This window comes from Pseudarthrobacter sp. O4, assembly GCF_050157025.1.
Classification (GTDB): Bacteria; Actinomycetota; Actinomycetes; order Actinomycetales; family Micrococcaceae; genus Arthrobacter.
The window spans coordinates 1,593,325-1,616,389 of the sequence record NZ_CP189591.1 but is presented as its reverse complement, the minus strand read 5'-3'; the positions used below and the strand labels follow the sequence as shown (position 1 = coordinate 1,616,389).

The 23,065-nt window shown below is 66.3% G+C and carries 27 protein-coding genes, 1 tRNA gene and 1 pseudogene; 18 read left to right on the top strand and 11 right to left on the bottom strand.

All coding sequences use genetic code 11. The features are described from left to right. Window positions 1–26: 26 nt before the first annotated feature. Window positions 27–896 carry a zinc metalloprotease HtpX gene (gene htpX, locus ACQCSU_RS07395; protein ID WP_426979095.1) on the top strand — a complete coding sequence of 290 codons (870 nt, stop codon included), beginning with the start codon at window positions 27–29 and terminating at the stop codon, window positions 894–896. A gap of 141 nt (window positions 897–1,037) precedes the next feature. Here the strand turns inward: htpX and ACQCSU_RS07390 are convergent, their stop codons facing one another. Continuing rightward, window positions 1,038–1,529 (bottom strand): YajQ family cyclic di-GMP-binding protein, encoded by a 492-nt coding sequence (locus ACQCSU_RS07390; protein ID WP_426979094.1) that lies wholly within the window; start codon window positions 1,527–1,529, stop codon window positions 1,038–1,040. A gap of 200 nt (window positions 1,530–1,729) precedes the next feature. Here ACQCSU_RS07390 and ACQCSU_RS07385 point away from each other — a divergent pair, with 200 nt between their 5' ends. The 6 genes from ACQCSU_RS07385 to ACQCSU_RS07360 all read left to right on the top strand — a co-directional run bounded on the left by ACQCSU_RS07385 (window position 1,730) and on the right by ACQCSU_RS07360 (window position 5,991). Continuing rightward, a complete protein-coding gene (locus ACQCSU_RS07385) occupies window positions 1,730–1,984 on the top strand; it encodes a hypothetical protein (protein WP_426979093.1) in 255 nt (84 codons plus the stop codon). 150 nt (window positions 1,985–2,134) lie between these two features. Continuing rightward, window positions 2,135–2,216: transfer RNA gene (locus tag ACQCSU_RS07380), tRNA-Tyr, on the top strand. A gap of 267 nt (window positions 2,217–2,483) precedes the next feature. Then, window positions 2,484–3,767 (top strand): sensor histidine kinase, encoded by a 1,284-nt coding sequence (locus tag ACQCSU_RS07375; protein ID WP_426979092.1) that lies wholly within the window; start codon window positions 2,484–2,486, stop codon window positions 3,765–3,767. Beyond that, the gene (locus ACQCSU_RS07370; protein ID WP_426979091.1) at window positions 3,764–4,420 is read left to right on the top strand and encodes a response regulator; all 657 of its coding nucleotides are present in this window, start codon (window positions 3,764–3,766) and stop codon (window positions 4,418–4,420) included. Before ACQCSU_RS07375 ends, ACQCSU_RS07370 begins: the two co-directional genes overlap by 4 nt. A gap of 84 nt (window positions 4,421–4,504) precedes the next feature. Continuing rightward, window positions 4,505–5,386: a hypothetical protein gene (locus ACQCSU_RS07365; protein WP_426979090.1), complete on the top strand. Its 882-nt coding sequence runs from the start codon at window positions 4,505–4,507 to the stop codon at window positions 5,384–5,386. Between the two features lie 284 nt (window positions 5,387–5,670). Further along, window positions 5,671–5,991, top strand: a complete 321-nt coding sequence (locus ACQCSU_RS07360; protein WP_426979089.1) for a GYD domain-containing protein — start codon at window positions 5,671–5,673, stop codon at window positions 5,989–5,991. Between the two features lie 281 nt (window positions 5,992–6,272). Here ACQCSU_RS07360 and ACQCSU_RS07355 read toward each other — a convergent pair whose 3' ends face one another. The 4 genes from ACQCSU_RS07355 to ACQCSU_RS07340 all read right to left on the bottom strand — a co-directional run bounded on the left by ACQCSU_RS07355 (window position 6,273) and on the right by ACQCSU_RS07340 (window position 8,258). Next, a complete protein-coding gene (locus ACQCSU_RS07355) occupies window positions 6,273–6,557 on the bottom strand; it encodes a hypothetical protein (RefSeq protein WP_426979088.1) in 285 nt (94 codons plus the stop codon). A gap of 119 nt (window positions 6,558–6,676) precedes the next feature. Then, window positions 6,677–6,862 (bottom strand): hypothetical protein, encoded by a 186-nt coding sequence (locus tag ACQCSU_RS07350; RefSeq protein WP_426979087.1) that lies wholly within the window; start codon window positions 6,860–6,862, stop codon window positions 6,677–6,679. 416 nt (window positions 6,863–7,278) lie between these two features. Next, window positions 7,279–7,716 carry a DUF1810 domain-containing protein gene (locus ACQCSU_RS07345; RefSeq protein ID WP_426979086.1) on the bottom strand — a complete coding sequence of 146 codons (438 nt, stop codon included), beginning with the start codon at window positions 7,714–7,716 and terminating at the stop codon, window positions 7,279–7,281. A 65-nt stretch (window positions 7,717–7,781) separates the two neighbouring features. Beyond that, the gene (locus tag ACQCSU_RS07340; RefSeq protein WP_426979085.1) at window positions 7,782–8,258 is read right to left on the bottom strand and encodes a DUF4188 domain-containing protein; all 477 of its coding nucleotides are present in this window, start codon (window positions 8,256–8,258) and stop codon (window positions 7,782–7,784) included. 72 nt (window positions 8,259–8,330) lie between these two features. Between ACQCSU_RS07340 and ACQCSU_RS07335 the strand changes: the two genes are divergently transcribed. From ACQCSU_RS07335 to ACQCSU_RS07320, 4 genes are all read left to right on the top strand, one after another. Continuing rightward, window positions 8,331–8,969: a MerR family transcriptional regulator gene (locus ACQCSU_RS07335; protein WP_426979084.1), complete on the top strand. Its 639-nt coding sequence runs from the start codon at window positions 8,331–8,333 to the stop codon at window positions 8,967–8,969. Window positions 8,970–9,101: 132 nt separating this feature from the next. Then, on the top strand, window positions 9,102–9,830 hold the full coding sequence (locus tag ACQCSU_RS07330; RefSeq protein ID WP_426979083.1) for an MgtC/SapB family protein: 729 nt from the start codon (window positions 9,102–9,104) through the stop codon (window positions 9,828–9,830). Beyond that, window positions 9,820–10,227 (top strand): DUF1801 domain-containing protein, encoded by a 408-nt coding sequence (locus ACQCSU_RS07325; RefSeq protein WP_426979082.1) that lies wholly within the window; start codon window positions 9,820–9,822, stop codon window positions 10,225–10,227. Before ACQCSU_RS07330 ends, ACQCSU_RS07325 begins: the two co-directional genes overlap by 11 nt. Window positions 10,228–10,267: 40 nt before the next feature. Next, the gene (locus ACQCSU_RS07320) at window positions 10,268–10,825 is read left to right on the top strand and encodes a GNAT family N-acetyltransferase (protein ID WP_426979081.1); all 558 of its coding nucleotides are present in this window, start codon (window positions 10,268–10,270) and stop codon (window positions 10,823–10,825) included. Between the two features lie 18 nt (window positions 10,826–10,843). On the opposite strand, the gene ACQCSU_RS07315 is transcribed toward ACQCSU_RS07320, so the two are convergent. Beyond that, on the bottom strand, window positions 10,844–11,296 hold the full coding sequence (locus ACQCSU_RS07315) for an SRPBCC family protein (protein ID WP_426979080.1): 453 nt from the start codon (window positions 11,294–11,296) through the stop codon (window positions 10,844–10,846). A gap of 84 nt (window positions 11,297–11,380) precedes the next feature. On the opposite strand from ACQCSU_RS07315, the gene ACQCSU_RS07310 reads away from it, so the two are divergent. After that, window positions 11,381–11,929, top strand: a complete 549-nt coding sequence (locus ACQCSU_RS07310; protein ID WP_426979079.1) for a GNAT family N-acetyltransferase — start codon at window positions 11,381–11,383, stop codon at window positions 11,927–11,929. A gap of 58 nt (window positions 11,930–11,987) precedes the next feature. On the opposite strand, the gene ACQCSU_RS07305 is transcribed toward ACQCSU_RS07310, so the two are convergent. Then, window positions 11,988–12,476 (bottom strand): N-acetyltransferase family protein, encoded by a 489-nt coding sequence (locus ACQCSU_RS07305; RefSeq protein WP_426979078.1) that lies wholly within the window; start codon window positions 12,474–12,476, stop codon window positions 11,988–11,990. A gap of 163 nt (window positions 12,477–12,639) precedes the next feature. On the opposite strand from ACQCSU_RS07305, the gene ACQCSU_RS07300 reads away from it, so the two are divergent. Beyond that, window positions 12,640–13,185, top strand: a complete 546-nt coding sequence (locus ACQCSU_RS07300) for an acyl-CoA thioesterase (RefSeq protein WP_426979739.1) — start codon at window positions 12,640–12,642, stop codon at window positions 13,183–13,185. Window positions 13,186–13,271: 86 nt separating this feature from the next. Further along, window positions 13,272–13,685 (top strand): thioredoxin family protein, encoded by a 414-nt coding sequence (locus ACQCSU_RS07295; RefSeq protein ID WP_426979077.1) that lies wholly within the window; start codon window positions 13,272–13,274, stop codon window positions 13,683–13,685. 484 nt (window positions 13,686–14,169) lie between these two features. On the opposite strand, the pseudogene ACQCSU_RS07290 reads toward ACQCSU_RS07295, so the two are convergent. Continuing rightward, window positions 14,170–15,158, bottom strand: a pseudogene (locus ACQCSU_RS07290) (HNH endonuclease signature motif containing protein); the annotation flags it as partial. A 226-nt stretch (window positions 15,159–15,384) separates the two neighbouring features. Continuing rightward, window positions 15,385–15,663, bottom strand: a complete 279-nt coding sequence (locus ACQCSU_RS07285) for a putative quinol monooxygenase (RefSeq protein ID WP_426979076.1) — start codon at window positions 15,661–15,663, stop codon at window positions 15,385–15,387. A gap of 101 nt (window positions 15,664–15,764) precedes the next feature. On the opposite strand from ACQCSU_RS07285, the gene ACQCSU_RS07280 reads away from it, so the two are divergent. Beyond that, on the top strand, window positions 15,765–17,441 hold the full coding sequence (locus tag ACQCSU_RS07280; RefSeq protein ID WP_426979075.1) for an AMP-binding protein: 1,677 nt from the start codon (window positions 15,765–15,767) through the stop codon (window positions 17,439–17,441). Window positions 17,442–17,471: 30 nt separating this feature from the next. On the opposite strand, the gene ACQCSU_RS07275 is transcribed toward ACQCSU_RS07280, so the two are convergent. Beyond that, window positions 17,472–18,452 carry a DNA-3-methyladenine glycosylase family protein gene (locus tag ACQCSU_RS07275; RefSeq protein WP_426979074.1) on the bottom strand — a complete coding sequence of 327 codons (981 nt, stop codon included), beginning with the start codon at window positions 18,450–18,452 and terminating at the stop codon, window positions 17,472–17,474. A gap of 164 nt (window positions 18,453–18,616) precedes the next feature. On the opposite strand from ACQCSU_RS07275, the gene ACQCSU_RS07270 reads away from it, so the two are divergent. Next, window positions 18,617–19,057, top strand: coding sequence for a VOC family protein (locus ACQCSU_RS07270; protein ID WP_426979073.1), 441 nt, complete (start codon window positions 18,617–18,619; stop codon window positions 19,055–19,057). A gap of 43 nt (window positions 19,058–19,100) precedes the next feature. Here ACQCSU_RS07270 and ACQCSU_RS07265 read toward each other — a convergent pair whose 3' ends face one another. Beyond that, window positions 19,101–20,234 (bottom strand): SLC13 family permease, encoded by a 1,134-nt coding sequence (locus tag ACQCSU_RS07265; RefSeq protein ID WP_426979738.1) that lies wholly within the window; start codon window positions 20,232–20,234, stop codon window positions 19,101–19,103. A gap of 142 nt (window positions 20,235–20,376) precedes the next feature. Between ACQCSU_RS07265 and ACQCSU_RS07260 the strand changes: the two genes are divergently transcribed. Both ACQCSU_RS07260 and ACQCSU_RS07255 read left to right on the top strand, forming a co-directional pair. After that, entirely contained in the window at window positions 20,377–21,762 is a 1,386-nt protein-coding gene (locus ACQCSU_RS07260) for a cystathionine beta-synthase (RefSeq protein WP_426979072.1), read from the top strand. 84 nt (window positions 21,763–21,846) lie between these two features. Next, entirely contained in the window at window positions 21,847–23,064 is a 1,218-nt protein-coding gene (locus ACQCSU_RS07255) for a cystathionine gamma-synthase (protein WP_426979071.1), read from the top strand. The last annotated feature ends 1 nt before the right edge of the window (window position 23,065 follow it).

Genomic DNA, 23,065 nt, shown 5'->3' with positions numbered 1-23,065 from the left:
GCCGGGAGCACGGCGTGGGAGGAACAGTGCATCAGCATCACAACGGACTGAAAACCGCGGCCCTGTTCGGCGTGTTGTGGGCGGTGCTGCTCGGGCTCGGTGCCCTGATGGGCGCCGGAACCCGGAGTGCCGCTCCCATCTGGATCATGGCCCTGATCGGTGTGGGCACCACGGCCTACGGGTACTGGAACAGTGACAAGATCGCCATCCGGGCGATGCAGGCGTATCCGGTAACGGAGGCCGAGGCGCCGCAGCTCTACCAGATTGTCCGGGAGCTCTCCGCCAGCGCCCAGCAGCCGATGCCGCGGATCTACCTCTCGCCCACGATGGCCCCGAACGCCTTCGCCACAGGCCGGAACCCGCAGAACGCGGCGGTGTGCTGCACCGAGGGAATCCTCCGGCTGCTCGATGCCCGGGAACTCCGCGGAGTGCTGGGCCACGAGCTGATGCACGTCTACAACCGGGACATCCTGACCGCCTCGGTGGCGGCCGCCGTCGCCGGCGTCATCACCTCGGTGGGGCAGATGCTGCTGTTCTTCGGCGGCGGGGACCGGCGCAACGGGAACCCGCTCGCCATGATCGCCATGGCGCTGCTGGCCCCGTTTGCCGCGTCGCTGATCCAGATGGCGATCTCCCGCACCCGGGAGTTCGACGCCGATGAGGACGGTTCCGCTCTGACCGGGGACCCGCTGGCGCTCGCCTCCGCCCTGCGCAAGATTGAGCAGGGCGTACAGCTTGCGCCGCTGCCGCCGGACCAGCGGCTGGTCAACGCCTCGCACCTGATGATCGCCAACCCGTTCCGCGGCGGCGGCATGGCGAAGCTGTTCTCGACGCACCCGCCGATGAGTGAGCGGATCGGACGCCTGGAGCGGATGGCCGGCCAACAGCGCGACTAGCAATTCGGGAACGCAGGGCGCCGCCGTCGGACGTTCACCGACACGGAAAAAGGATGGCGACGCGCAAAAGGGCCGACGATACCGGTAGTCCCTGTGTCGTCAGCCCTTTGCGCGTCGCAAGGCGCCTTGCGCGTCGTCGTGCTAGCTGCGGAAGTTCACGAACTGCAGGTCGGCCTCGTCGAAGCCTTTCAGCAGGTTCATGGTTTCCTGAAGGTCATCCCGGGACTTGGAGGTCACGCGCAGTTCGTCGCCCTGGATCTGGGACTTGACTGACTTGGGCGCTTCGTCGCGGATGAGCTTGTTGATCTTCTTGGCCAGGTCCTGGGCAATACCCTCCTTGATGGAGGCCTCCAGCCGGAACTCCTTGCCGGAGGCGTAGGGCTCGCCGGTGTCGAGGGACTTGAGTGAAATGCCGCGGCGGATGAGCTTGGACTGCAGCACGTCCAAGACGGCCAGTACACGCTCTTCAGAATTGGCCTTCATCAGGATCTTCTCGCCGCTGAAATCGACCTCGGCGCCGACGCCCTTGAAGTCGTAGCGCTGGACGAGTTCCTTCTGGGCCTGGTTCAGCGCGTTGGCGACTTCCTGCTTGTCTACCTTGCTGACGACGTCGAATGTGGATTCGCCTGCCATGACTGTCCTCCTGGTGGTTGGGGGGGTGCCCATGAAGGGCCCTAGTGTCTGCAATCCAGCCTAGTACGGATGCCCCTGAAGTGAAGCTCGGCGGGGCGTTGTCCCTGTTCACAGTCCGCTCAAAGCTGAGTCAGGGCCGGAACGAAGTTTTGGGTGGCAGAGTTGCAGGAGTTGAAAGAGTCGCTCGAAAGGTACAGCTCATGCAGAACAAGGCCGTCCACTATGTCATCCGCTCCACCGCAGCCGCCGCAGGCGGTTTCGCCACGGCCGCGACGTCCGTGGCGGCCGCAACGCTGGCGGCCTCGATCATCTTCAGCCCGGCCGCGGATGCCTCTTCGAGGCTGGACGGCGTCCACGCCGATCTGGCACGGGCCGTGCAGCTGAACCAGATCACGGAGGAGCAAGCTGCGAAGTTCGAGTCCAAACTTGCCGTCCGTATCCTTGGGGAAGCCTGATTTTCCGGGCTTTTTGGCGCCACAGTCCGCCGATTCGATTCTTCGGCGGAAGTTCTGTAAAGTTGTCTTGCCCGCGGTTGCTGGAAGCGGAACGGACTGGAAACAGGCGTTCTGAAGCCGGAAGCCGCGAGTGATCTTCTCTTGAAGTTCGGCAGATTACCCGAGCGGCCAAAGGGGGCTGACTGTAAATCAGCTGGCAACGCCTACGGGGGTTCGAATCCCTCATCTGCCACCCTTGGAAGAGCCTCCGGAACCAACAGGTTCCGGAGGCTCTTTCTTTTGCCTGCTGCAGGGTGTGCGGCGACGGCCCACGGGACGGTTTTGCTCGGGACCATGTGAAGAAACGGTCTCGAAGTCGTGACGACGTTCCGGGTGAAGCGCCGTCGGGTGGTCAACTCGTGGCTGACGTGTCATCCGTCCGGGGGAACTTCTTCATCATCGGGTTGGAACTCACGGGAAATGCGCTGCAGCGGCGTGAAGGCCCGCTTAGGGTGAAAGCATGTTCAAGACGATCACGCATCTGAGGCTCCTCGCCGCACCGGCCACGGCCATGCTGCTTCTGGGCACACTTCTGATCCTGGAACAGCGGCATTTCGACCAGAACAGTGCATTGTTACTGGCGCTCCTGACCGGTGTCGCCGTCGCCGAGATCCTGCCTTTAGCTGCCCTGGGGTTGGTTTTCGTCGCTCTGGTCCTGCAGACCTTCAAGGTCGTCCCACTGGTGCTTCTATCGGGAGTTCTGAGTTACGCAGCTGTTCCCGTCGTGATCTTCTTCGCGGTGATCGGCTGGAAAACCCGGAACCGTTGGATCCTTCCTGCAGCGGCTCTCATATTTGCCGGCATCACGACCGCCAATTGGTTTACCGACCAGACCTGGATCAATTTCATCTTCGGCAACCAGCTATACGGCAGGGGACTGCTGCGAACCGTCACGTACGCTTTTCTGATCTTCGGGGCGTTCGCCGCGTTGAACCTCGCGGCCTGGGCCGTTGGTGTGGCCGTAAACAACGTCTCGAGAAGCCGTAAGGCCCAGCTCGCGGCGGAGGCCCGACTGCGGGAAACGGCGACTGAACTGGCCCTCGAACAGGAACGCAATAGAATCGCCAGGGAACTTCATGATGTCCTGGCTCATTCGCTGACAGTCATCGTGGCCCAGGCCGATGGAATTCGCTTCATCCACCGTACCGAACCGGAGTCCGTCGAGGAAGCCTCCACGGTCATCGCCGAAGCTGCGAGGACCGCATTAGTCGAAACGCGCCGGCTGATCGAAGGCTTCTCCACTGAAATCACCGAGCAGCCGGGGCAAAGAGTCGAGGACCTGGTAATTCTCGCCGGCCGTCTGAGTTCGAGCGGCATGCCGGTCCAGATCGAAACGACGGGCCAGCCCTGGCACCTGACCCCCCTGCAGCACCTGACGGTCTACCGACTGGCGCAGGAGAGCCTGACGAATGCCTTCAAGCACGCGGACCGGGGCAAGGGCACACGCCTGCACCTGGTGTGGACTGCAACGACCCTTGAACTCCGTGTCCGCTCCTCGCTCTTCAACAGTCCGGCAGCGCAGCCGGAGGCCCCGACGTCGGGCAGAGGGATAGCAGGAATGAAAGCCCGGGCCGCAGCCGCGGGCGGCTGGGTCGAAACGGTCCGGGGCGAAGAGACCTTCGAAGTTATGGCGTTCCTCCCATCGGCAGGTCCTGACCAGCACCCTGACCAGCACCGTGACCAGCACCGTGGGGCTGCCCCGAAAGAGCCGCGACTCCGCGCTTTGGAAGGAGCTACGCCATGACCGCCGTACCAATCCGGATTGCCCTGGCCGATGACCAGCCGCTGTTCAGCGCCGGACTCAAAATGATCCTGCGCAGCCAGCCGGACATGGATCTCGTCGGCGAAGCCGTCAGCGGGGAGTCCGCCGTCAAACTCGCGCTGGAGACGCGTCCTGATGTGCTCCTGATGGACATTCGGATGCCCGCCATGGACGGAATCACCGCCACGAGGAAGATCCTGGAAACCCCCGCCGGGAATTCAACCAAGATCATTGTCCTGACGACCATCCAGCATGACGAAGCCGTCGTCCGTGCAATTCAGGCCGGTGCCGCCGGTTTCCTGACCAAGGACACCACCCCGGACTTCCTGCTGGCCGCCATCCGAACGGTTCACTCGGGCCACTCGGTCATCGCCCCGGCCCTCACCAACGAACTCCTGCGGGACTACACCACGCCTTCAACCGGGAACGACGGCGCGCTGGTAAACCTCTCGGGGCGGGAACGCGACGTGTTTCTCCTGACTGCCAAAGGGCTGGGAAACGCCGAGATCGCCGCGTCACTGGTGCTCAGCGAGGCCACTGTGAAGTCACACGTGGGCAGCATCCTGGCGAAACTCAAACTCAAGAACCGGATCCAAATCGTTGCCTTCGCCTACGAAAACAACGTACTCAACTAACACCCGAACAACCGCTCGAACCAAAGAGGCTTTCCCAGAGGGAAGGTCGCCACCGCAATGCCCAAAACAACCTGAGGAGCCAACATGAATAAGAGGAAGATCTTCGGCGCTGCCGTGCTGGTCCTCGGCACCGGCGCCGCGCTCGCCGCGGCCGCCATCCCGGCCGGCCCGATCGCCCCGTCAGCGGAGCCCGTCGCAGGGAGCGTCCGGCAGGCCGAGGCCTATGCCAAGGACGATCCGGTCGCCGAACAGGGCATGCAGGAAGCCATCCGGCTCTGCATGGCCAGGGCCGGCTTCGACTACACGCCGCCCCGGTGGGACCTGACACTGGACCTCAACGAAGCCATCGGATCCAAGCGGCTCACGGTCGAGGCTGCCAAAGCCAGAGGATACGCCAGCAGCGGCCCACAAGGGCCGCACGAGCCGGCACCGGATTCGGCAGACGGCAGGCTGTTCGCCGATCCGGCCTTTAACAACGCACTCACCGGCCCCGCCGGAACCGCACCAATGACCACGGTGCAAGGCAAGGGGACGTCCTCGGGCGGGTGCCGTGGGGAAGCCACGACACAGATCTACGGCAGTCCCGAAAACTACATGCTCGCCACCGGCATCGCGTACAACTCGTTCTACCCCGCCACCGACTCCGCCAGCCGCGACCCTGGACTAGCCAAAGCCGATCAGGACTGGAAAGCCTGCATGAACGAAACCCCATACCCCTCCTACGCCAATACCCAGCAGGCCACCGACGCCGGAAAACGCGCCGGGGGCCAGGAGGAGATCAAGATCGCCGTCACCGACGCTGTCTGCCGGGATAAGGCCGGGTTCCACGCCGCGCTGGACAAAGTCCTGGACAAATATCTGACAACCCGCATGCAGGAAATCGCCCCGCAGATCGACAAGGTCAAAGAGATCCGCCGAAGCGCCGCCACAAACGCGGCAGCCCTGGGTGTCCCTGCCGCGAAATAGCGCGTATGCCAATCCGGCAATGGCGTCCTGTCAGTATTCGGGGGTGACAGGACGCCGGCAAGTTCAGTCTGGTTGGGGCAGCTCTTGGGCTCGCCCGGCAAAGGCTCTTCAAACCGTGCTCACTGTTGCTGGGGGCTCGCTGGCAACTGTTGTCAGGGCGGCGAGGACGGCCTACGATGTGCGCACAGCCCCACTCCGGGGACCTACTCCGGGACCTTCCCTCAATGTGTGCTGGGCACATCTTCGGATGCCTACGTCCTGGACATCACGGGACAGGAAACGCTATGACCAAATATCTGTTTGAAGCGAACTATGTGGGCGACGGAATTAAGGGCCTCATGCGCGAAGGCGGCACAAAGCGCCGTGAAGCGGTTGTCGAAGCCCTCAAATCCGTAGGAGGCTCGCTCGAAAGTTTCTACTACGCCTTCGGGGAGACCGACGTCCTGGGGGTCTTTGACATCCCGGAACAGGCCGACGCCGCCGCCTTGTCGCTCATGATCAATTCGACGGGCTCCGTGAACCTGCATCTGAAACCGCTCATGACGCCGGAGGATCTCGATAAAGCAGCCAAGAAGACACCGTCCTACCGGGCCCCCGGGCAATAGACCAGACCACAGGCCAAGGCGCTGGCCCGCCCAACAATTCCGTCATAGCTCAGGTCCGTCATAGCTCAGGGCGAAGTCTTGCCCGCCGGGACATTCCTTCCGCTGTGCCGCTTTCAGCCCCCTGCGTATGCCGCTCGGAGCAGTTCAGGTGATTTTGGAGTCACCCGGGCGACAATGTCCCGCCGCGTCGCATCGGCGAACGCCTGGAACAGGCGGGCGAGCTCTGCATTACTTAACTGATCTACAGCCATTTGGTTGTAGATCAGCTAATCGGGCCCCTGTCAATGGGTCTGCGGCGTCTCCTTGGCCATTCCGGGATGAACGGGAACGAACTCGATTTTGTTAGCGGGATGGACTGTCTTCTTGGGGGCCCGCGAGAATCCCTTCGCATCCAGGTGGTTCTCGGCCCGGTAGACGGCCAGTGCCTCGTCATAGACCTTGTTGAGCTGATGGCCGAAGAATTCCTCCGAGGACCCATCGCTGAAAGTAATGGAAATGATGGTGCTGCCAGGAAAGTGCCGGTTCATACGGATGAAGCCATCGGCGTCCTGCTGGAGATTGATCAATGTGGATCCTGCCTTCGTAATCGGGACTTCCAGTCTCCCGCACTTGGCGCGCCCGCATTCCAAGGGCTGGCACAAGCGGAAGGCCCCTCGCTGAGGAGCCTTCCTTGGTCTTCCTGGGGCTAGACCTTCTCACTGGTCCGGTCAGCCGTCGCCGGCTCCTCGACCGTGAATTCCCGGCTGCGGCGGGGGAAGGCCCAGAACTTGAAGTCCTTCGCTTCCACCCGGGGCTCCGGGCGCACTTCAGGCTCCTTTGCGGCATCCTTCTGGACGTCCCGCCGGAAATCCCTGTTGTACTGGTAGCACATCACTGACCTCCTTCTGGTGACTGCCCTTTAATCCTCCTCCGTATCGGCCCAGCCGTCGATACTTGTCCTCGCCGAAAGGCGTCTGAAAGTCCGGGGGACTATGGCCCCAGGCCCGTCGTCGGCGGCTCGCCATGCTGTTGTCATGACCGAACGCACGTCCGACGGCGAGACCCGGAACCTCCTGCGGCGGTCCGGGTGATCCCAACCTCTCGCAACGGACCCCTGCCGAGTGGGCCGGGCACCGCGCCAGGATCGAAGCGGCTGCACGGGCGGCAGCTCCGGATCGGCCAGAATCGGGTAGTCCGCCTCCGGAGGCCGCGCGGCCGGCGCCCTGATCGCCGTCGACGACTCCGGGACGGCCTCGCGCGGATGGAACGCATGATCACCGCGCTGGCGGTGAGCGGTCTAGCCCGCCCTTACCCAAGCCGACCGAGGAGCTGGTCTGTGGAGGCATCGGGCAGTCCCTCGAAGTACTGGTCGAGAATCCGCTGGAAAACGGGTTCCTTCGGGTCTGCCCGCAGGAACAAGGTCATCGACGAGCGCAGTTTCCGCTCGTCCGTGCTTCCGAAGATCTGCCCGGCGGTACGTCCGGCGATGCCGGCCACTGCCCCGGCATTTCCGATCAGGCGCGGACCCAGCACCGGATGGCGGAGGTAGGCTTTCGCCTCGTCCAGCCCGGAGATGGCATATCTCCTGGCAGTCGGGCTGTGCCCAAGGCCTGCAAGCTGGGGGAAGATGAACCACATCCAATGGCTGCGCTTGAAGCCCCCAGAAAGCTCCGACACGGCCTGAAGATAGGTCCCGCCCTCGTCCTGGGCGGTGATGAAGCGTTCAAGATCATAGGGATCTTCCACGGAATCCTCCTCGGGACCGCTGCCACTCGCCTCCATCCAAGCACCGATCCGGTGCCGCCGGAAGCCTACTGCGCGCCTGCCAGCCGGTCCTTGGCCCGATCGCCCCGCGGCCCTACCGGCACCAGCTCGGTGGCTTGTCCCAGTCCCTGCGCCGGCATCGAGACATACATGCTCTCGGCCCGGCTCACCTGGAAGGTTTCATGCCAGATGCCGACGGCGCCGGGGGACTTCCGTGCCCGGCGGTTGAAGTCCGTCCACGCCGGCTTGTGCTCCGACGCCGGTGCACTCGCATAGGCATACAGTTTGTCCGCCGAATTCCAGTACTGCACGATCACAGGACCGCTTGCGCCAACAGTGAAACGAAAACCCAGCAGACCGGACCCGGGTTCGCGCAGGAGTTCGGCCAGCATCCTGGGCATGGCGAAGAACACCGGTAGCCACAGGTCCGGACGCCAGGGGCGGTTGATTCTCATTCCGATCAGGAAGACCACCAGCTCACCGGGATGGCGGTGCGTGAATCGGCCTGCATTCATGCGTGTCATACTTTTCTCCTCACTGGATACTGATACTCCCCAATAATGGGGAGTAGTACTATCTAAGTCAAGGAGGATCGGTTGCGTATTTCACAGTTGGCGGCGGCCACGGGCGTTCCGGTGGCGACCATCAAGTACTACCTCCGGGAGAAGTTGCTCCACGAGGGGGTGCTGACTTCGGCCACCCAGGCGCGGTACGACGACTCGCATGTCCGCCGGCTGAAGCTGATCCGCGCGCTCGTCGGCACGGCAGGACTGAGTGTCGCCGCCGCCCGCGAACTGCTCCTGGGCGTCGACAACCCCCCGGAGTCCGGGCACGACCCGCTCGGCCTGGCCCACCGCGCGGTCACCCGCCCGGCGCCGGACGACGTCGACCTCGCGCCGGCGCAAGAGCTGCTGCGCCGCTGGGGCTGGGGGGAGCAGGCCTGCGACCGCAATACCCAGGCCGCCCTGGTGGAGGCTCTGGCCGGACTCTCCAGCGCCGGATTCGATCTGCCGCTGCCGGTGCTGGACCGTTATGCGCAGGCCATGCGCGACGTCGCGGATGCCGACGTGGGAAGTGTTCCCACGGACTCGCCGGAGGCTGCGATGCGATACGTGGTCCTTGGAACCGTGCTGGTGGAGCCGGTTCTGTTGGCCATGCGCAGGCTGGCCCAGCAGAGTGCCTCGTTTGAACGGTTCGGTGCCGGGGAGTTGCCCGGGGAGCCTCATCCCGGGTGAAACCCCGGCGGCGGCAATTCGTCGAAGCGGGTGGACATGTCGGTGTCCCTGGGCGGACGTTGCTAGAGTCGGCGGTAACGCAGTTGCTACCGGCCGGGCCTGCTTGCTTGCCCCGGCCAGGAAGGGCACCTCATGGTCGGAATGTTGGGACTTTTCACCGAGACAAGCCTGGTGGAACTCCTGCTTCTGCTCGCCACCTTCGTCCTGACCTCCCTGATCGGCATCGAACGGCAGGTCAGGCAGAAAAGCGCCGGCTACCGCACCCATGTCCTCGTGGGCCTTGGATCATGTGCATTTACGCTCGTCTCGGCCTACGGCTTCGCCTACGTCCTTGACCCCGGCGTGACCATGGACCCGTCCCGGATTGCCGCGCAGATCGTCAGCGGCATCGGCTTCCTCGGCGCCGGAGTCATCTTCAAAGGCCGGGACGTCGTCCGGGGCCTCACCACGGCCGCCACCATCTGGGTGGCCGCCGCTGTTGGCATGGCCTGCGGTGCGGGCATGGTTTCCCTTGCCCTGGCGCTGACCATCTTCCACCTCATCACGCTGTTCCTCGTTGCGCCTGCGGTCCGAAAGATCCCCACGGTGGACCGGAACCGGGTACTGCACATCAGCTATGCCGATGGCCAAGGGGTCTTGCGTCAGCTGCTCGAAATCGCCACCACCATGGGTTTCAGCTCCTCGATCCTGCGCACGCGGCGGACCGGCGATGAGCACAGGCCGATGGTCTCGATGGATGTCCGGTTCTTTGGGCACCATCCCTTACGCAATCTCGTTCCGCACCTGATGGACCTGCCCGGCGTCGAAAGCGTGATTGTCCGGGGGACGGACACCAACGGGGATGACGACGATGCAGCCTGAGCAGCTGGCGGCCACCGATCCGCGCGTTGACGCCTTCATTGCGGCACTGCCCGGCTGGCAGCAGTCGATCTGCCGCGAGGTCCGTGAACTGGTCCATGCCGCCGACCCCGACGTGCTGGAGACCATCAAGCGCACCACGCAGCCGTACTTCGTCCTGGACGGCAACATCTGCGCCTTGCTGGCCGCCAAGGACCACGTCAACGTGTTCATGTACGACGGCGGAATCGTCCCCGACCCGGAGGGCATCATCACCGCCGGGCATGACAACAAGACCGCGCGCACCGTGGCCTTCCGGCAGGGCGAAGCCATCAACGCTCCGGCCCTGATCGAGATGTTCCGGCAGATCATCGCCAACAACCGGGCCGGCGGCTGGCGGAAGCTCAAGGCCGGCGGCTGAGCGCTCCGCACGCACGGGGGCTCTCTGCCATGATGGCCGGATGGGAATGACGCAAGATCCGTGGACATCCGGGACCGCAGCGGCCGCCGGCCTGGCACTCGAGCAAGTGGCCCCGGCGGTGCTGGACGCGCTCGCCGACGGCGACCTGGACGCCGCCCGCGCCGCGGCCGCCCTGGAACTCACGCCCTACCTCGCGGGCCCCGAATGCGTCGGCGTCTGGCGCATGCGGCGGGACCAGATTGCCCGCAGTCCTGCCGATGCGGCATGGGTGACGCGGCTCTTGATCGATTCGGTCTCCGGCAAGGTGGTGGGGCGGGCCGGATACCACGGGCCGCCGGACGACGCCGGCATGGTCGAGATCGGCTATTCGATCGATCCCGCGCACCGCCGCCGGGGCTACGCCCGCGGGGCCCTCGTGATCTTGCTGGAGACGGCAAATCGCCACCCTGAAGTCGCCGTCGTCCGTGCCTCGGTGCGCCCGGATAACCTTCCTTCCCGGCGGCTGCTGGACCAGTACGGATTCCAGGCCGTGGGGGAGCAGTGGGACGACGAGGACGGTCTGGAAACGATTCTCGAAGTGTCCGCCACCGAATCGTGAACTCGGGGCCGGCGAGCCCTAGCCGTGTGACTCAAGGACCCGGCGCAGCTTCTGGAAGCTCTCCGACCAGCCGTCCCGGTGCAGCGCGAGCCGCTCCTCGGTGGCGAAGAGGCCGTGCCAGAGCGCCACGCGGGTGACGGAGCCCTCCACGTCGAGGGTGAGCGTGGCGGTGGTTTCCCGGTCGTCCGGCGTTGGCTCCTCCCAGTTGAACGTGTAGGCGAGGCGGCGTGGAGGAGTGATCTCAAGGAACCTTCCCGAGAGATGGAAGGGATCGCCGTCGGCCGGTTTCATGGTGAAGCGGTAGCGGCCGCCCACCGTGAGGTCGAGCCGGGCTTCGGGCAGCGTGAAGCCGTGCGGACCCCACCAGCTGGCGAGTCCGTCCGGCTCTGTCAGCAGGGCGAAGATCCGCTCCGGCGGTGCGCTGAATACTGGATTCAGTTCCAGGAGCAGACCGTCGACTTGCCTGTTCATGTTTCGACTGTGGCACTTTGTTGGCCGGAGTGGAAGGTTCTGCCAGTGCCGCCGGCGCCTGCCGGGTTTGCTTTACTTGAGGACATGGAAACTCTCGGATCCGGCACAACCCTGGCGGGCAGCGTCCACGTGAGGGTGCTGCACGTGTCCGACGCCGAGCGCCTGAGCGCCGCGTATCGGCGCAACCGGGAACATCTGGCCCCCTGGGAGCCGCGGCGGTCCGAGGAATTCTTCACCGTGGCAGGGCAGGCGGCCAACATCGAGTCCAAGCTGGCGATGTTCATCGCCGGTTCCGATGTCCCGTGGGTCCTGCTAGACGGCGGACGCATCGTCGGCGTGATGACGCTGAGCGGTGTTGTCCGGGGCCCGTTCCTCAGCGCACACCTGGGGTATTGGGTGGACAAGGACTACAACGCGCGCGGGATAGGCTCGGCGGCCGTGGCGTACGCCGTCGGCGCAGCGCAGACGGAGCTGGGACTGCACCGGCTCCAGGCCGCGACCCTGCAGCACAATGCCGCGTCGCAGAAGATCCTGAAGCGCTCCGGCTTTGAGGAAATCGGAATGGCGCCGGCTTACCTCAAGATTGCCGGCGCCTGGCAGGACCACATCCTGTACCAGCGCATCCTGTACTGAGGGCAGGGCAGGGCAGGGCAGGGCAGTGCAGGGCAGGGCGGGAAGTCGCGTCCGCCGGCTACCGCACCATGCGCATGATCCGCACCGGAACCCCGGCCAGCTCCGCCGTCGTGGTTGCGCCGTCCGGGACGAAACCATTGCGCCGGTAGAAGGCGAAGGCGCGGGGGTTGTCCGCCGCGACCCATAAATAGGCGGGTCGGCCGCCCGCGGCGGTGTCCAGAAGCGACTGTCCCGCCCCGGATCCATAGTGGCTGGCGAGCACGTAGATCCCTTCGAGCTCGAGCGGCCGGGGGGCGTCGGCGTCGCGTCCGGCGCTGGCGGAGGCCCAGCCGATGATCTCCGCCCCGTCGCTGGCGACCCAGACGTCCGGAGTGCCGGCTGCGATGAGGGTCCGCCACATCTTCTCCCGCGCGCCATGATCGAGGCCGGCCAGGATGTCCGCCGGCAGCAGATGGGCGTAGCTCTCGCGCCAGGCCTGGATGTGCACCAGGGCTATGCTCCGTGCGTCATCTGGAACTGCGGGCCGGATTGAGAGTTCGTTCGCCATCCGGCAAGGCTAGTACGCCGGGGCGGGGTGTCGCCGCCGTTGTGAACGGACTGGCTGGCAAGTGGTGGCCGTGGACACTGACCGCTTCCTGACAGCGGACAACACCGGGGGACCTTGCGGGAGGACCTTGGCACTGTTGTTACTCGTGGGTAACATGATGAGCATGCATCTGCTGCTCCGCACCCTGGCCCTCCTGTTCACATCGTCGCGGCGAACCCCGTTGAGCATCTGGGACACCTCATCCCTGCCCCTCCGGGTCCTGCCCACGGACATTGACATCGCCATGCATGTCAACAACGGCATGTACTTCTCCCTGATGGATCTGGGCCGATTCGATCTCATGGCCCGCAGCGGAACCTGGAAGGCCATGCGCCGGCGCGGCTGGAGTCCGGTGGCTGCGGGGGAGACCATCGCCTTCCGCCGTTCGCTGCAGCTCTGGCAGCAGTACACCATCGAAACGAAGATCATCGGCCTCGACGCGAAGGCCATCTACTTCGAGCAGCGGATGGTGGTGGACGGCGAAATCTATGCGCGCGCCTACATCGCCACCCGGCTGGTCAGCAAGGGAAAGCCGGTCAGCCAGGAGGAGATCCTGCGCGAGTTCGGCGAGCCGCCGGCGGATCTCGAGCTGCCGGAATGGATCCACGAATGGCGGGAAACCAACGCGCTGCCCGGCGCCCGCCGTCCCGCGCCGCACGCCTGGGTTTGACTCCGACGTCACATCCCCGGCGTCGCGCGCTGAGCCATCAGCGAAATACGGGGGACAAGGCGCGGCTGCTCGCGTACCGTTGACCCATGGCTACCGTAGACATTACAGGTGAACAGTTCGCGTCGACCGTCGAGGGCAACGACATTGTCCTCGTCGATTTCTGGGCAGAATGGTGTGGCCCCTGCAAGCAGTTTGGCCCGACCTACTCAGCAATTTCCGAGAAGCACCCGGACGTGGTCTTCACCAAGGTTGACACCGAGGCCGAGCAGCAGCTCGCCGCCGAGGCAGGCATCACGTCCATCCCCACGCTGATGGCCTTCCGCGAAAAGGTGCTGGTGTTCTCCCAGCCCGGCGCCCTGAATGCCCAGCAGCTCGAGCAGGTCGTCGACGCGGTCAAGGCACTGGACATGGAAGAAGTCCACGCCCATGTGGCCCGCTCGCAGGCCGAGACTGCCGCCGGCGCAAACCAGCAGGACGGCACCCAGATCCCCGAGGCCTAGGCGGCTGGTGTCGAACGGGCGTCCGCCGGGCGGCGTTGATGTCTGAGGGCCGCGGCGGGACGATCGAAGGCCCACGCCCGGACCCGCTGGATTCCGTCGCCGAATAGTAATCGGGCTTCGGCTGCATCCGAGCACGGCAAGACGCGCGAGGCTGGTGGCAGCCCTCGATCCGCTGGAGCGCCGTCACCGCCGCCACGATCATCGACGGCACGAAGGTGACACTGCGCAGCCTCTCCTGGCGGATCCATACTCTGGGTGAGGAGATCGTCGCCCTCGACACCCAGCTCGACCCTGATGGCGGTCTGCCGGCTCCGTTACGATCCGCGAACCATCGACTATCTCGCCCGGCGTACCGCGGATGGCCTGTCCAAGAAAGATGTTCTCCGCTGCCCTAAACGCTTCACAGCTCGTGAAGTCTTCAACGACGACCGATCTCACCACCGCTTGACAATCTATAGGGCTTGACAATCTATGGGTCCGTCGCCAGGAGGGACAGGACCGGGACGGTGATCAGGACCTGCGCCCGCGGGGACGGGACACCCCCGGCCACGCCCCCGGCCACACCCCCGCCCGTGCCGGTTCCGCCGCCGGCCGTTCCGCCGCTGGTGGTGCCGGTGCCGGTGGTGTGGCTGGTGAGGAGCCAGGTGGCGGTGATGTCGGCGCGGAGCTGGCAGGGGCCGGGCCTCGGCCGGGCCCTGGAGGGCGCGGGCGGCGGCGGTGGTCCGTTCCCAGATCCCTGCGGCGGTGTCTGCCGGGAGGTAGGCGGAGAGCCATGCCGTCCCGGTCCGGGGTGTAGTCGACCCGGCGGTCCTCGGCGCTTTTGGTGTGGCGTTTTTCGATGCTGACCAGGTGGTGGCGTTCCCGCCAGGCGCGTGCCTTGGCGCGGAACCGGGACGGGACGAGGTCCCCGGCCCGGCACCCGCGGGCGGGGTTGGAGGCGCCGGGGTCCAGGAAGTGGGCTTCCAGCGCGGCCGCTCCGGCGGGATCCAGGCTGCTGGTTTCGTCGACGATGATCCGTGCGTGCTGCCAGGAGATCGTCCCGGCCTGAAGGGCCGTCAGGGTCAGCGGCAGCGCCGTCGTCAGGGCCTGGCATTCGGACAGGAGGGCTCCGGCGGTCCGTTCGCTGACGGTCAGGACACAGGCGACCTCGGCGACCAGGGCCATCTCCTGGGCGGTGTGTTCCTGCGGGGACGCCGCGGGTGAGGCCAGGGCCCTGGCCGCCTGCACGTATTCGGCGGCCAGCCTCACCTTCAGCGCGGCGGTCCGGGCTTCCAGCCGGGCCACCTCGGCGAGACCGTCCAGGCAAGCATCCGCCAGATTCCGCAGCGGATCGGCGTTCCGCAGCGGATCGGCGGCGGGCGGATCAGGGCGGTCCTCGCCGGCGCCGGTGAAGGCAGCAAGCACAGCAGCGGACGCGGCGACGGCCGCCACGGCCTCCCTGCTTTCCGCACTCCAGGCTGTTCTGCTATCCATACCCAAAGCATCTCAGGAGGCACCGACATTTTAGGGCGGCGCCGGCGGCAACTGGTCGTCGCCGTCCGTTCACGCTGGTTAGGTCAAGCTAGCGGGTTGAGCACCCCTCAGTTAGGACCCTTCCAGTACTACTCCAACGACGAAGCTTCGGGATCACCACGTCATCGTCGTCGCCGTCAGCCTGCGCGACGACCACCGCTCCGTGGTTTCCGGGCGCCCCTGCTAGCTAGAGCCGCTCGAGCCTGACAGGCTCGGCCAGCAGGGCGCTGAGGGACTCGTTGAGGTCCTGGACCGCGGTGCCCTTGGAGTGGGTGTCCAGGTCGGCCTGCGAGGCCCACTGTTCCGTCAGCACCAGCTTGTCGTCGCTGGCCTCGGTGAGCTCGTAACGGATGCAGCCCGGTTCGGCCACCACCTCGTCAATCGCGATTTCCAGCGCGAGCTTCACGCGGAAGAACTCGCCGTCGTTGGGGATGAAAATGGCCTGAAGGTCAACGGGTGCACTCATGCTTTTCACAATACCGGGCCGTGGCATCCACGCCGGAACATTTCGTAGGACTTCCAAGCATCGCTCTTCTTTTGCCGCCGGTCTGTTGGTAGCGTCACACCATGCTTGCTTACACAGCCGGGGACACTGACGTCCCGCTGCTCGAGGAAACCATCGGCCAGAATTTCGAACGGATCGTCGCGAGGTTTCCCTTCCACGACGCCCTGATCGAGGCCGCCGCGGTGCCGGGTGAGGAAGCGCGACGGTGGAGCTACACCAAACTGAACGACGACGTCGACCGCGTCGGCCGCGCGCTGCTGGCCCTCGGCGTGGCCACGGGCGAGCGGGTGGGCATCTGGAGCCCGAACTGCGCCGAATGGACCATCCTGCAGTACGCGACGGCGAAGGTCGGGGCAATCCTGGTCAACGTGAACCCCGCCTACCGCAGCCACGAGCTGGAGTTCGTAGTCAAGCAGAACGGCATGCGCATGCTGGTCGCGGCACCGTCGGACCGGAACAGCGACTACACCGGCATGGCCCGGCAGGCGCTGGCCGAATGCCCCGAACTGCGTGAGCTGGTCTTCCTGCCCGACGCCGGACTGGCCGGGCTCACCGCCGGCATCCCGGAAAGCGAGGCGGAGCGGACCTACGCGGAGCTGCTCAAGCGGGCTGACGACGTCGCGCATTCGGCCCTGAAGGCGCGTATGGCGGAACTGGACCCGCACGACGCCATCAATCTGCAGTACACCTCCGGAACCACGGGTTTCCCCAAGGGGGCCACGCTCACGCATCACAACATCCTCAACAACGGCTACTCGATCGGCGAACTGCTGGACTACACCGAGCACGACCGCGTCGTCCTCCCGGTGCCCTTCTACCACTGCTTCGGCATGGTGATCGGGAACCTGGCCACCCTCAGCCACGGCGGCGCCGCCATCATCCCGGGACGCGGATTCTCGCCCGCAGCGGCCCTCGAGGCCGTGCAGGACTTCGGCGGAACCTCGCTCTATGGCGTGCCCACGATGTTCATCGCCGAGCTGGCGCTGCCCGACTTCGCCTCCTATGACCTCTCCACCCTGCGCACCGGTGTGATGGCCGGGTCGCTGTGCCCCATCGAGGTGATGAACCGAGTCATTTCGGAGATGAACATGGTGGACGTGGCCATCTGTTACGGCATGACCGAGACCTCCCCGGTATCCACCATGACCCGGAGCGTGGACACCATGGCCCAGCGCACCGAGACCGTGGGACGGACCATGCCGCAGCTCGAAAACCGGATCGTGGACCCGGTGACCGGGGAAGTGCTGCAGCGCGGCGGGATCGGCGAGCTCTGCACCCGCGGCTACTCCGTCATGAAGGGGTACTGGAACCAGCCGGACAAGACCGCCGAGGCCATCGACGCCGAAGGGTGGATGCACACCGGTGACCTGGCCCGGATGGACGAGGACGGCTACCTCGTGATCGAGGGCCGGATCAAGGACCTGGTGATCCGCGGCGGCGAGAACATCTACCCGCGTGAAATCGAGGAGTTCCTCTACACCCACCCGGACATCCAGGACGTGCAGGTGATCGGTGTCCCGGATGCCAGGTACGGCGAGGAGCTGATGGCCTGCGTGATCCTGAAGCCCGGGGCAGCGCCGCTGGACGCGGCCGCCTTGGCGGAGTTCTGCCGCGGCAAGCTCGCGCATTACAAGATCCCGCGGTACGTCGACGTCCGCGAGAGCTTCCCGATGACCGTTTCCGGCAAGATCCGTAAGGTGGACATGCGCCAGGAAGCCGTGGCCAGACTGGGCCTGTAGCACCGCTGTGAGGGTAGGGACTGCCGGCCGTCAGTGGCCGCGGTGGTCCTGGATGGTCATCCGCGGGCCGAAGGTCGGTTTCCGGAAGCCGCTCAACCCGATCATCCGGACCACCCGCTGCCGGTGGCCGGACCACGGCGCGAGCAGCCGCAGCATGCCGGCGTCGTCCGTCCTGCGCCCGGTCAGCGCCGCGCCCACATAGGCCGCCAGATGGTAGTCGCCCACAGCGATGGAATCCGGGCAGCCGTGCGTCCGCTGCACCACCTCGGCCGCGGTCCAGGCCCCGATTCCGGGGATGGTCTGCAGCTTCGCGCCCGCTTCCGCCGCCGGCAGGGCCGCGAGACGTTCCAGCGCGGCGGCGGAACGCAGCGCCCGCATGACGGCCGCCGAGCGCTGCGGCCCCACGCCGGCCTTGTGCCACTCCCAGGACGGAATGCGCAGCCACTGCCCGGCCGTTGGCTGGACCAGCAAGTTGGCGGGCGCGACGGTGCCGGCCCCGGGGGCGGGGGTTCCGAAGCGGTGCATCAGGTAGCGGTACCCGCGGCGGGCCTCGATGACAGTGACCTTCTGCTCCAGGATCGTCGGCACGAGCGAGTCGATCATTCGGCCTGTGGCGGGCAGCCGCACGGCCCGGTTCCGCCGTCGGGCTTCAACCACCATCAGGGGCAGCGTGGCGTGGAAAGCGGGCTCATCAAAGGCGGACCAGTCGTCGTCGCGCCCCAACATGCGCGGTACGGAATCTACGGCATCGACGGCGCCGGGACCCCAGGCCTGCACATCGACGGCCGGGTCCGCCCGCGGGCCGGCGCCGCTGAGACGAAGCGTGGCCGGACCGGACGGCGTCGTAAACGCCAGCCAGACCCCGTCCGGGGCGGTGCGGATGGAGGGATCGCCGTGGCCTCGCAGGAGCGTGCCGAGGGTCTGCATCAGGTCGAAAGGACCGCCCGGATGCCACCGCGACGAAGCGTCCGCCGCGGCGGCAAAGCCCGCGGGGACGTCTGCGATGGTCATTCAAACATGTTCCCATGAACGACTGACAGGCACCGGATCCGCGGGCAGGCGGCGTGGGCCAAAGGGCTCTTAACTCCGCGGGTGCCCGGTATTAGACTCCGGTTGTGGCGCGGACCGCCCGCGCCTGGCCTTTCTGGCCAACTTTGGAATATCAGGTGAGCGTAATGGCCCGAGGAGTAGTGCACTTCGAGATCCCCGCCGACGACGAAGTCCGCGCGGGGAAGTTCTACAGCTCGGCGTTCGGGTGGACCGTAAATCCGATGCCGGAGCTGAGCTACACCATGATCCAGACAACGCCGACGGACGAATCAGGCATGCCTTCCGTTCCGGGCTCCATCAACGGCGGCATGTTCCGCCGTCAAGGAACCGTCACCTCTCCCGTGGTGACTGTGGACGTCGACGACATCGACGCCGCGCTGGAGTCGATCAATGCCCTGGGCGGAAGCACGGTCATGCCGCGGCAGGAAGTGGGCAGTATGGGGTGGTCTGCCTACTTCAAGGACACCGAAGGCAACATAGTCGGCCTCTGGCAGAACGCCGTGCCTGAAGGCGGCGCTGCCTCCACCGCCGGCACCGCTGCCGCCGGGAACGACATCGGCGCCTGATGCCCGTGCCGGGCGGGCTGCTCGCGCCCGGCGCCTGAGGGACTCAGCGCATCCCCGTCACGAGCCAGAGCGCCAGGACCGCCAGCGGCACCGTGAGCACGACGGCGGCGAGGCCGGCCAGGGCGAAGCCGCCCCAGCGGATCTCGACGTTGAGCGTGCGGAGCCGCTCGTGCCAGAGCAGCGTCGCCAGGGACGCCCACGGTGTCACGAGCGGCCCGAGGTTGACCCCGATCAGCAGGGCTGCGAGCCGTGCCGGGGAGCCGCCCACCGGTTCCAGCGCCAGATAGGCAGGGAGATTGTTGACCGCGTTCGAGGCACCCGCGCCCAGTGCGGCCAGCTGCAGCAGCGCCGGCAGGCGTTCCCCGGATCCGGCGATGCCCGAGAGGAAACGCGTCAGTCCGTGCGCGTGCAGGGCCTCCACCACCATGAACAGTCCCGCAGTGAGCATGAGCGGCCGCCAGGGGATCATCGACCAGCGAAGCGCGGAACGGCGGCGCCACAGGAACAGCAGCAGCAGGACCACCGCAGCGGCGATGGCCGGAATCTGGACCGGAACACCGGAGATCAGGGCCGGAAGCAGGAGCAGCATCACGCCCGCCGCCGAATACAGCAGCACCCGGTCCCGGACTTTGTGGACCGGCTGCGGGCCGTAGCGGCCGCGGAGGTCCTTCCGGAAAGCCAGCCAAAGCAGCCCCAGCGGGACCAGGATGCCCACGAGCGCCGGGGCCCAGACCAGTCCGGCGAACCCGGCCGGACTGAGCCGGAGCCGGTCCTGGGCCAGGAGGTTGGTCAGGTTGGACACGGGCAGGAGCAACGACGCGGTGTTGGCCAACCAGATGGTGGTCAGCGCGAACGGCAGCGGCGGGATCCGGGCGTGGACGGCCAGCAGCACGACGACGGGTGTCACCAGCACCGCCGTCGTGTCCAGGGACAGGAACACTGTGGACACGGTGGCGAGTGCGATCACGAGGAGCCAGAGCAGGAGCACGCGGCCCCGGCCCAGCGCCGCGAGACGCTCCGTGACCACCCGGAACAGCCCGGCGTCGTCGACCAGCTCGGTCACGAGCGACATGGCCACCACAAACGCGAGCACGGGCACGGTCCGGGCAGCCAGCTCCTGGAACGCCAGCACCGGCAACAGGCCGGAAACCAACGCAGCGACCCCGGTCAGCAGCATGCCGACGGGGAGCAGATAGCTTCTCACTCTCTTCAGCCAGCGCCGGCTCGTCACCGCCCAATCCTCGCACCCGCGGCCCGCGGGACCGCCGGCGAAGTGCCGGCAACGTGCCTGCGGCCGGGGAGACGGTAACTTTGTACCTATGAAGTACGCCCAGTCCGTTCTGGACCTCATCGGCAATACGCCGCTCGTCAAGCTGCACCACGTTACCGACGGCATCGGGGCCACGGTCCTGGTGAAGCTGGAATACCTGAACCCCGGCGGTTCCATCAAGGACCGCATCGCGGTGAAGATGATCGAGGAAGCCGAACGCACCGGCAAGCTCCTGCCCGGCGGCACCATCGTGGAACCTACTTCCGGCAACACCGGCGTCGGCCTGGCGCTCGTGGCCCAGCAGAAGGGCTACCGGTGCATCTTCGTGGTCCCGGACAAGGTCGGCGAGGACAAGCGGGCCGTGCTTCAGGCCTACGGCGCCGAAGTAGTGGTCACGCCGACGTCCGTCCCCCCTGACAGCCCGCAAAGCTACTACAGCGTCTCGGACCGGCTGGTCACGGAGATTCCCGGAGCGTATAAGCCGGACCAGTTCTCCAACCCGGCGGCCCCGGCCAGCCACTACGAATCCACCGGCCCGGAAATCTGGCAGGACACCGACGGCCGGGTGACGCATTGCGTGATCGGCGCCGGCACCGGAGGCACGATCACCGGCACCGGCCGGTACCTGAAGGAAATCTCCGCCGCGCGTCCCGCGGCCGACGGCGGCGTGGTCAGGATCATCGGCGCCGACCCGGCGGGTTCGGTCTACTCCGGCGGCACCGGCCGGCCGTACTTCGTCGAGGGCGTCGGCGAGGACATGTGGCCCGCCAACTACGACAAATCCGTTCCGGACGCCGTCATCGCCGTCAGCGACGCCGATTCCTTCGCGATGACGCGCCGGCTGGCCCGCGAGGAAGGCCTGCTGGTGGGCGGCTCCTCCGGCATGGCCGTCGTCGCCGCCTTGGAGGTCGCCAAGGACCTGCCGGACGATGTCGTCGTGGTCGTGATCCTGCCGGACTCCGGCCGGGGCTACCTGGCCAAGATCTTCAACGACCAGTGGATGCGCTCCTACGGCTTCCTCGCCAGCGGCGACGAAGCCTCCGTGGGGGAAGTCCTCAAGTCCAAGACCGGCGAACTGCCGGACCTGGTGCATATCCACCCCAACGAGACCGTGCGCGACGTCATCAACATCATGAACGAGTACGGCGTCTCGCACATCCCCGTGCTGTCCCAGGAGCCGCCGGTGGTGATGGGCGAGGTGCTCGGCGCCGTCGACGAACGCACCCTCACGGCCAAGCTTTTCCGCGGCGAGGCGAAGCTGACGGACAAGATTTCCGAACACATGGAACCGCGGCTGCCCGTGATCGGTTCGCTCGAATCGATCTCGACGGCCCGCGAGCTCCTTTCCGACACCGACACCCTGATGGTGACCTTCGTCGGCGCTCCGGTGGGGATCCTGACCCGCCACGACCTCCTCGCCTACCTCAGCAACTGACCGCAGCAACTGACCTCCGCAACTGAACCGGAGCCCGGACCCGCCCTTCCCGGGCGCCCCGGACACCGGCCGAAAGGACCGCACATGTCTTTGGCAGAAAACTCGTCCTCAAAAAGCACCGCCTCCAAAAACACAGGCTTCAACACCCGCGCCGTGCATGCCGGCCAGGCCTTCGAGCCGCGCACCGGCGCCGTCGTGCCGCCGGTCCACTTCTCCTCCACCTACGCCCAGGAGGCGATCGGCGTGCTGCGCGCCGGCTACGAATACGGCCGGGGCACCAACCCCACCCGTGACTCGCTGCAGGAACAGCTGGCCGCGCTGGAAGGCGGGACCTCCGCGTTCTCCTTCAGCTCCGGCCTCGCCGCCGAGGACTCGATGATCCGCGCCCTGACCCGGCCGGGCGACCACATCGTGCTCGGCAACGACGCCTACGGCGGCACCTACCGGCTGATCAGCCGGGTCCTGGGGGAGTGGGGCATCGGCAACACCCCGGTGGACATGTCCGATCTCGACGCCGTGGCCAAGGCCATTGCTGCGGGCGGATCCGACGGCGGCAAGACCCGGCTCGTGTGGGTGGAGACACCGTCGAACCCGATGATGAAAATCACCGACATCGAGGCCCTCGCCAAGCTGGCACACGACGCCGGCGCCCTCCTCGTGGTGGACAACACCTTCGCCTCGCCGTACCTGCAGACCCCGCTGGCCCTCGGCGCCGACGTCGTGGTGCACTCGACCACCAAGTACATCGGCGGGCACTCCGACGTCGTCGGCGGCGCGATCATTGTCAACGACGCGGAACTGGCCGAGAAAATCGGCTTCGTGCAGTTCGCCGTCGGCGCCGTGTCCGGCCCGATGGACGCCTTCCTCACCACCCGCGGCCTCAAGACCCTGGGCGTCCGGATGGACCGGCACAGCGACAACGCCCAGGCCGTGGCCGAGTGGCTGCTGCAGCGCCCCGAGGTGGAAGCCGTGCTGTACCCGGGCCTGCCCTCGCACCCCGGCCACGAGCTGGCCAAAAAGCAGATGAAGAAGTTCGGCGGCATGATCTCGGTGCAGTTCAAGGGCGGCGAGGCGGCGGCACGCAAGGTGGCCGAATCGACCTCCGTGTTCACCCTCGCCGAGTCCCTCGGCGGCATCGAGTCCCTCATGAACTACCCGTCCGAAATGACGCACGCCTCGGTCAAGGGCACGGAGCTGGCGGTCCCGGTCAACCTGATCCGCCTCTCCTGCGGCATCGAGGACGTCGAGGACCTCATCGCCGACCTCGAGCAGGCCCTCGCCGGCCTCGAGTCAGGCAGCTAGC